General features: G+C 67.7%; 8 protein-coding genes. 7 read left to right on the top strand and 1 reads right to left on the bottom strand.

Annotation, left to right across the window (positions count from 1 at the left end; all coding sequences use genetic code 11):
• The 7 genes from JWQ05_RS01895 to JWQ05_RS01865 all read left to right on the top strand — a co-directional run.
• Positions 1-209: hypothetical protein (locus tag JWQ05_RS01895; RefSeq protein ID WP_299653636.1), on the top strand; the 209-nt coding region annotated here is incomplete at its 5' end.
• Positions 210-513: 304 nt separating this feature from the next.
• Positions 514-702, top strand: coding sequence for a hypothetical protein (locus tag JWQ05_RS01890; RefSeq protein ID WP_299653633.1), 189 nt, complete (start codon positions 514-516; stop codon positions 700-702).
• A 912-nt stretch (positions 703-1,614) separates the two neighbouring features.
• Positions 1,615-2,667, top strand: a complete 1,053-nt coding sequence (locus JWQ05_RS01885; RefSeq protein WP_299653630.1) for a sulfate ABC transporter substrate-binding protein — start codon at positions 1,615-1,617, stop codon at positions 2,665-2,667.
• Positions 2,668-2,732: 65 nt separating this feature from the next.
• On the top strand, positions 2,733-3,587 hold the full coding sequence (cysT, locus tag JWQ05_RS01880; protein WP_299653627.1) for a sulfate ABC transporter permease subunit CysT: 855 nt from the start codon (positions 2,733-2,735) through the stop codon (positions 3,585-3,587).
• The gene (cysW, locus tag JWQ05_RS01875; RefSeq protein ID WP_299653624.1) at positions 3,580-4,464 is read left to right on the top strand and encodes a sulfate ABC transporter permease subunit CysW; all 885 of its coding nucleotides are present in this window, start codon (positions 3,580-3,582) and stop codon (positions 4,462-4,464) included. Before cysT ends, cysW begins: the two co-directional genes overlap by 8 nt.
• Positions 4,465-4,468: 4 nt before the next feature.
• Positions 4,469-5,515, top strand: coding sequence for a sulfate/molybdate ABC transporter ATP-binding protein (locus JWQ05_RS01870; RefSeq protein WP_299653639.1), 1,047 nt, complete (start codon positions 4,469-4,471; stop codon positions 5,513-5,515).
• 88 nt (positions 5,516-5,603) lie between these two features.
• The gene (locus tag JWQ05_RS01865; protein ID WP_299653621.1) at positions 5,604-6,164 is read left to right on the top strand and encodes a DUF4337 domain-containing protein; all 561 of its coding nucleotides are present in this window, start codon (positions 5,604-5,606) and stop codon (positions 6,162-6,164) included.
• A gap of 24 nt (positions 6,165-6,188) precedes the next feature.
• Here JWQ05_RS01865 and JWQ05_RS01860 read toward each other — a convergent pair.
• On the bottom strand, positions 6,189-6,828 hold a 640-nt coding region (locus tag JWQ05_RS01860), incomplete at its 5' end, for a S1 RNA-binding domain-containing protein (protein ID WP_299653618.1).

The raw sequence follows: 6,828 nt of genomic DNA, 5'->3' as shown, positions 1-6,828 counted from the left end.
ATGGCATCGATCAAGTGATCCTGATGCGGACTAAAGGGATGCCCCTGAAGCCGATAGAATTGGTAGTAGCGCAAAGCGGCCAATACAGCATCGCGCTCTCGTTCGGTGATGGTAATATTCTGCATGCCGATTCTATGTCCCGTTATTGGTTGCGGGAGACCGAAAAACAACCACTCGGCGGTGCCGTGAGCTTGTGCTTTGTAAGCTGATCCGGTCGGATTCGTCCACAACCAGAAACGCTTCGTTAGCCCTTTCGGTGGAAGCGTGACGGCATTTCGCAGAGCCAAGTCGTTGGCGGAACGCCCTTTCCGGAGTGGGCGCCACCCATCGGATTTTTTTAATCATCGGCCTCGATCGAATGCGATTGACAACCTTTGATAGGCGGCAACGAATTCGCGTCTGCGGCGATCGACTGCATCAAATTTTCCTTAACCCCAACATGCCACGCTAACCCTCAGTCGGCCCCCTCATGCTCTCGGCAGCGAGCGGATCGGCATGGCCGGGGCCTCCTCCATGTCCAAGACCCGCAGCGATGGCTCTTCCACGGCGGATGCCGCGCGCCCGGGTCCGCCGCCCCTGAATGCCGGCATCCGGCGCCACCTCGGGATCAGCCTGCGGAGCCTTTACGCCGAAATCCTGTCGGAGCCGCCGAGCGCGCGGATCGAGGCGGTGCTGGCGCGCCTCGGCACGCCGAAGCGCTAGGCTCTCGCGGATTCCAGGCCTTTACGGATTCGGGGCCCGCCCAAGTGTGATGCGTTTACCGCGTTGGCCAACCTTTGACGGACGAGCTTGCGAATTCACGCCCGGTTCACGCGCGGGGCGTTAGGACACCATCATTCGATGCGCGCACGTCCCGCCGCGCTCCGGTGCAAAGAACCCCATGACCGTCCTCGTCCTCGTCGTCGCCGGTAACATCCTGCTGGCGTCCCTGTTCTCGCTCATCGCCGTCGCGGCGGATTGAGGGACGAGGCTCCGCGCACCGAATCGCCGCATCCGGCCGCTTCACGCTCCTGGTCATCGGTCCTGGCCCGTTCATCCGGATGGGTCACGCGCATCGCTGGCGGGAGGCCGATCACGGCCGGGACGGGGTGGTCCGGCGCGGGCGGCTGATTCGCGACATCGTCCTTCGCCGCGATCGTCCGGTCACGCGCACTCTGCGTTGGTCCACCCGCCGCTGGAATGAGACCACGCGTGCTCCTCCCAAACGTGGCGGGGTCTCCAGTGTAGTCCCTCCCGGACGAACGGCCAGGCGGCGGCGTCGCTGCGCCGCGGGTTTCGTCGCAGGTCGCGCTCAGGGATTCGGGAAGAGCCTAGAGGCCCGACGACCGGAAACCCGGGCGAATACGCTAAGATTCACCTGGAACGTCCTTTCTAAAGAACCGTCCGTGAGGAGATTATTTTTTCACAAAAGCGGTTTCACGGAGATTTTTGTCCAGGGTCTGGCAGAATTCCACTGCTCGTTGCGCGGCGCAAAGAACAATGCTCTGGTGCAAGCACGGACAGGCGCTACCCGCGCGCTTGACAATGTTCTTTAAAAAGAACGAAACCCACCGGCATCGGTCGGGTTGCATGAGGCCCGACCACAACGCGCCAGCAGACTTGTCGGAGACGCTTGTGAGCGAGACCTCTTCCCGGACCCCAGGACGCTTCCGCACGCGCCGCCACGCGGTGCTGCTCGGAGCCGGCCTCGCCGCATCCCTCCTCGCCCCGTCCCTGGCCTGCGCCCAGACCGAACTCCTGAACGTCTCCTACGATCCGACGCGCGAACTCTACCGCGAGATCAACGCGGCCTTCTCGGAGGAGTGGAAGACCAAGACCGGCGAGACGCTCACCGTGCGCGCCGCCCATGGCGGCTCGGGCTCGCAGGCCCGCACCGTGATCGACGGCATCCCGGCCGATGTCGTGACCCTCGGCATCCCCTCCGACATCGACGCGATCAGCCGCATCTCGAAGAAGATCGCCCCCGACTGGCGCACCAAGCTGCCGAACCAGGGTCTGCCCTACACCTCGACGGTCGTGTTCCTGGTGCGCAAGGGCAACCCGAAGGGCGTCAAGGACTGGGGCGACCTCGTGAAGCCCGACATCAAGGTCATCACCCCCAACCCGAAGACCTCGGCCGGCGGCCGCTGGAACTTCCTCGCGGCCTGGGGCTACGCCTACGAGAAGGAGGGCAAGAGCGCCGACAAGGCCAACGCCTTCGTGGGCGAGGTCTATAAGAACGTCCCCGTGCTCGACACCGGCGCGCGCGGCTCCACCGTGACGTTCGCCCAGCGGGGCCTCGGCGACGTGCTGCCCACCTGGGAGAACGAGGCCTACCTCGTGTTCGAGGAGTTCGGCCGCGACAAGTTCGATGTCGTGGTGCCGCCGACCTCGATCTACGCCGAGCCGCCGGTGGCCCTCGTCGACGCCAACGTCGACAAGAAGGGAACCCGCAAGCAGGCCGAGGCTTATCTTCAGTTCCTCTATTCGGACCGGGCGCAGGCCATCTTCGCCAAGCACCATTACCGCCCGCTCAACCGCGCGGCGGCCAAGGCCGAGGACCTGGCGCAGCTGCCCGAACTGAAGCTGTTCAAGATCGAGGATCTGCAGGGCGACTGGGACGAGATCCAGAAGAAGAACTTCGACAACGGGGGCCTGTTCGACCAGCTGAGCAAGGCGGGGCGCTGAGCCGACAAACCCCGCCGCCCCTCCCCCGCCCGGGGACGGGTCCGGACCTTGCGCAGGACATCACCATGGCCCCGCCCACGCGCGCCAAGCGGCGCTTCCTCCGCCCGAGCGTGATCCCCGGTTTCGGGCTCGCCTTCGGCTACACGCTGACCTGCCTCGGGCTGATCGTGCTGCTGCCGCTGGCGGCCCTGGTCACGCGCGCCTCCGGTCTCGGCTTTTCTGGCATCTGGGCGGTCGCCACGGACCCGCGCGTGGCCAGCGCCCTGCGCGTGAGCTTCGGCGTCTCGCTGCTGGCCGCGCTCACCGCCTCGGTGTTCGGCTTCCTCATCGCCTGGGTGCTGACCCGCTACCGGTTTCCCGGCAGCAAGCTCGTCGACGCGGTGGTGGACCTGCCCTTCGCGCTGCCCACCGCCGTGGCCGGCATCGCGCTCGCCGCCCTCTACGCCCCCAACGGACTCGTGGGCGCGCAACTGGCGCGGATCGGGGTCGAGGCCGCCTACACGCCCCTCGGCATCTACATCGCCATGGTGTTCATCGGCCTGCCGTTCGCCGTGCGCACCGTGCAGCCGCTCATCGCCGAGATCGACAAGGAGATCGAGGAGGCGTCGGCCACCCTCGGGGCCGGCCGCTTCCACACCCTGGTGCGGGTCGTGCTGCCGCCGCTGATCCCGGCGGTGCTCACGGGCTTCGCCCTCGCCTTCGCGCGGGGCGTCGGCGAGTACGGCTCGATCATCTTCATCGCGGGCAACCTGCCCTACGTCTCCGAGATCGCGCCGCTCCTCATCGTCATCAAGCTGTCCGAGTACGATTACGGCGGCGCCTGCGCCATCGCCACGATCATGCTCGGCATCTCGTTCCTCACCCTGCTCGCCATCAACCTGATCCAGGCCTGGAGCCGGCGGAGATTCGGCTATGTCTGAGACCTTCGCACCCGTCACAATGGCCGAGGCGCGCCCGGCCAGCGTCGTCACCGAGGGGCGCTGGATCCGCAGGATCCTGATCGGGATCGCGATCCTGTTCCTGGCCCTGTTCCTGGTGCTGCCGCTGGTCACCGTGTTCGCCCAGGCCTTCGCCAAGGGGTTGAACGCCTATCTCGCCGCCTTCACCGAGACCGACGCCCACGCGGCGATCCGGCTGACGCTGCTGACCGCGGCCATCGCGGTGCCGTTCAACCTCGTCTTCGGGATCATGGCCTCCTGGGCCATCGCCAAGTTCGAGTTCTGGGGCAAGAACCTCCTCGTCACGCTGATCGACCTGCCGTTCTCGGTCTCGCCGGTGGTCTCGGGCCTGATCTACGTGCTGGTCTTCGGGGCGCAGGGGCTCGCCGGTCCCTGGCTGATCGACCACGACATCCAGGTCATCTTCGCGGTGCCGGGCATCGTGCTGGCGACCATCTTCGTCACCTTCCCGTTCGTCGCCCGCCAGCTCATCCCCCTGATGCAGGAGCAGGGTACGGCGGAGGAGGAGGCGGCGCTGACGCTCGGCGCCTCCGGCTGGCACGCCTTCCGGACAGTGACGCTGCCCAACATCCGCTGGGGCCTCCTCTACAGCGTGCTCCTCTGCAATGCCCGCGCGATGGGCGAGTTCGGCGCGGTTTCGGTGGTCTCCGGCCACATCCGCGGCCTCACCAACACCCTCCCGCTCCACGTGGAGATTCTCTACAATGAGTACAACTTCGTTGCCTCTTTCGCCGTCGCCTCCCTCCTGGCCGGCCTCGCCCTCGTCACCCTCCTCGTCAAATCCCTCCTCGAGTGGCGTTACGCCGACGAGATCGCGGCGGGTGCCCGGCGCCACTGAGCGGGTGGGCGGCTCCACCGCCATCCGCGTCGAGAACCTGTCGAAGACCTTCGACACGGCGGCCGTGCTGCACGATTTCTCGCTGGACGTGCGGGCGGGCGAACTGCTGGCCCTGCTCGGCCCCTCGGGCTCGGGCAAGACCACGCTGCTGCGCATCATCGCGGGCCTCGACTTCCCCGACGACGGCCGCATCGTGTTCGGGGCCGAGGACGCCACGAAGCTGCCCGTGCAGCAGCGCGCGGTGGGCTTCGTGTTCCAGCACTACGCCCTCTTCAAGCACATGAGCGTGGCCGACAACATCGCCTACGGGCTGAACGCGCGCAAACGCGCCGACCGCCCGGCCAAGGCCGAGATCAAGAAGCGGGTGGGCGACCTCCTCGACCTGATCAAGCTCTCGGGCTTCGCCGACCGCTACCCGAGCCAGCTCTCGGGCGGCCAGCGCCAGCGCATCGCCTTGGCCCGTGCGCTCGCCGTCGAGCCGCGCGTGCTTCTGCTGGACGAGCCCTTCGGGGCGCTGGACGCCCAGGTCCGCAAGGACCTGCGCCGCTGGCTGCGCGAGATCCACGACCGCACCGGCCAGACCACGATCTTCGTCACCCACGACCAGGACGAGGCCCTGGAGCTCTCCGACCGCGTCGCCGTGCTCGCCAAGGGCCGCCTCGAACAGGTCGGCACCCCGGACGAGGTGCAGGAGGCCCCGGTCTCCGCCACCGTGCTGAAGTTCCTCGGCGACACCATCGAGGTCGAGGCGATCGTGCAGGCGGGCCAGGTGCGCGTGAACGGCCGCCTGACGCCGGTGAGCGCGCCCGCCGGCCTCGTCGGCCCGGTCAAGCTCTACGCGCGGCCCTGGCAGTTGCAATTCGCCGAGGGCGACCAGGCCCATCTCGAGGGCGTGGTGCGCTCGTCCTACCGGACGCAGGGGCGCCAGCGCATCGAGGTCGACCGCCCGGAGGGCAAGACCGTGGTGGTGGAGGCCGCCGACACCAACCGCTTCGCCGCCGGCAGCCCCGTGGGCCTGCGGATCATCGGCGGGCACGTGTTCCCGAACTGACGGGGTGCGCCCGGACTGATGCGCAAAGTACCTTGCGCTCGCCCGCGCGATCGGGTGTGACTGCCGCCGTCGAATCGATGGGGGCAGCATGTCGGGTGGTCACGGGGCGGGGGGAAGTTCGAACAAGCGCGTGGCGCTGCTGATTTCGGTGCTGGCGCTGTTCCTCGCGCTGGCCGAGACCCTGGCCAAGGGCGCCCAGACGGATGCGCTGGGGGCCAATGTCGAAGCCTCCAACCAATGGGCCTACTTCCAGGCCCGCACCATCCGGGGCACCATCCTCAAGACCGCCGACGAGACCCTGGCCCTGCTGCCGCCGGACGCCGCGAATGCGGAAGCGATCCAGGCCAAGCGCGCCGAGTGGGCCAAGACCATGGCCCGCTGGGACAGCGAGCCCGCCACCGGCGAGGGCCGCAAGGAACTGGCGGAGAAGGCCCGCCGCTCCGGCGAGATCCGCGACCTCGCCCTGCACCGCTACCACCATTACGAGTTCGGCTCAGCCGCCTTCCAGATCGGCATCGTGCTCGCCTCGGCGGAGGTCATCACGGGGATCTTTGCGCTGGTGGTCGGGGGCGGGTTTTTGGGTATTGCTGGATTGGTGTTGCTCGGTTTCGGGCTCTACGCCCCGCACGCGCTGCCGTTCTTCCACTGAGGGAACGTCTGCGGCCAGGGGTCTTCAGCGCTTCAATGTCCCCTTGGCCAGGGCGGCCCGGCGCAAGGCCTCGGCCATGGCGCCGCCGGTCTCGGAGGCCGGTGCCGATCTCGGGGCCGGAACTGGTCTTGAAGCCTGAGCTGGCCTGGAGGTCTGAGCGGGCTCCCGCGCCTCCTGTTGGGCGGGGCGGGGCGCCGCCTCCTCCCCCGACCGCATACTCAGCGCAATCCGCTTGCGCCCCACATCCACCTCCACCACCCGCACCTGCACCACGTCCCCCGGCTTCACCACGTCGCGCGGGTCCTTCACGAAGCGGTCGGCGAGCATCGAGATGTGCACCAGACCGTCCTGGTGCACGCCGACATCCACGAAGGCGCCGAAGGCGGCGACGTTGGTGACGACGCCTTCGAGGCGCATGCCGGGCTTCAGGTCCGTGATCTTCTCCACGCCCTCCTGAAAGGTCGCGGTCTTGAAGGCGGGGCGGGGGTCGCGGCCGGGCTTTTCCAACTCCGAAAGAATGTCGGTGACGGTGGGCAGGCCGAAGCTGTCGTCCGTGAAGGTCTCCGGCTTCAGGCCGCGCAGGGCGCCCGTGTTGCCGATCAGGGCCTGGATCGGCTGGCCCGTGGCGGCGAGGATGCGGCGCACCACCGGGTAGGCCTCGGGG

This window comes from Methylobacterium sp. (assembly GCF_028290105.1).
In the GTDB taxonomy this organism is placed as follows: Bacteria; Pseudomonadota; Alphaproteobacteria; order Rhizobiales; family Beijerinckiaceae; genus Methylobacterium.
This window is presented reverse-complemented; position numbering and strand designations above follow the sequence as displayed.

What these genes read in the sequence shown, in the direction of transcription:
- JWQ05_RS01890 (WP_299653633.1), top strand. Translation starts at nt 514, where the DNA reads ATGTCCAAGACCCGCAGCGATGGCTCTTCCACGGCGGATGCCGCGCGC.
- cysT (WP_299653627.1), top strand. Translation starts at nt 2,733, where the DNA reads ATGGCCCCGCCCACGCGCGCCAAGCGGCGCTTCCTCCGCCCGAGCGTG.
- cysW (WP_299653624.1), top strand. Translation starts at nt 3,580, where the DNA reads ATGTCTGAGACCTTCGCACCCGTCACAATGGCCGAGGCGCGCCCGGCC.
- JWQ05_RS01865 (WP_299653621.1), top strand. Translation starts at nt 5,604, where the DNA reads ATGTCGGGTGGTCACGGGGCGGGGGGAAGTTCGAACAAGCGCGTGGCG.